The sequence below is a fragment of the Serratia sp. 506_PEND genome, assembly GCF_001076875.1.
Classification (GTDB): Bacteria; Pseudomonadota; Gammaproteobacteria; order Enterobacterales; family Enterobacteriaceae; genus Serratia; species Serratia marcescens.
Genome location: NZ_JVEL01000281.1, coordinates 1 through 705 on the forward strand (window position 1 = coordinate 1; position 705 = coordinate 705).

A 705-nucleotide genomic window follows, 5' to 3' on the forward strand; every position below is an offset into this window, starting at 1 on the left:
CCCGGGCCCGGGTGGAAATGCTCGACTGGTTTATTGCACGCGTCAGCGACGTGTTACGTCAGTACCCGGTTGGTCATGACGATAAGCGTCTGATTTACCGCTGTGAACGGTCACTCCAGCTCATCAGTGAGAAACTGCATCATGCGGGGCTGTTCCGGGTGCCGCGAATTGAGAACCTGTTGCACTTTATTGAAGGGTATACCCGCCTGTTTGATGAATCAGAAATCGTGATTGTGTCACAGGAGCAGGATGTACTGAAAAAAGAGATGCAGGTGCCGCCGGTGGTGTATTTCCGGTCTGAAGAAGCGGACGGCAGTGTGAGTCCGGATCTGGCGCAGCTCCCGACCGGCAGCATCATTGTGGGCCGGGAAAAAGGGTCGCTGAAGCCGACGGTGCTGAAAATCAAGTCTCATAAGCCTCCGCGTCCGTCGTGGTTCTGGTTTGTCAGCGGGATGGTGAGCTGCCTGCTGCCGGTACTGATGGTGGCCGGCTGGGTTCACTGGAGCATGCAGCAGTCCTCCCGGCAACACGATGCCACGGCGATGCTGGAAGCGAATGCGCTGACCTGGCCTGTGGCCCCGGATGCCGCCAGGCTGAGCGATGTGCGCCTGACGCTCGGGGAACAGGCACTGCGTGACATGGAGCCCCGGATAAGCCGGGATTATCAGGCTCAGATGGCGCATGTGCAGCAGCTCTCGCCGCTGT

General features: G+C 59.0%; 1 pseudogene. It reads left to right on the forward strand.

Going from position 1 to position 705, the window contains the following annotated elements:
• Positions 1-11: 11 nt before the first annotated feature.
• Positions 12-705, forward strand: a pseudogene (locus ADK28_RS07455) (hypothetical protein); the annotation flags it as partial.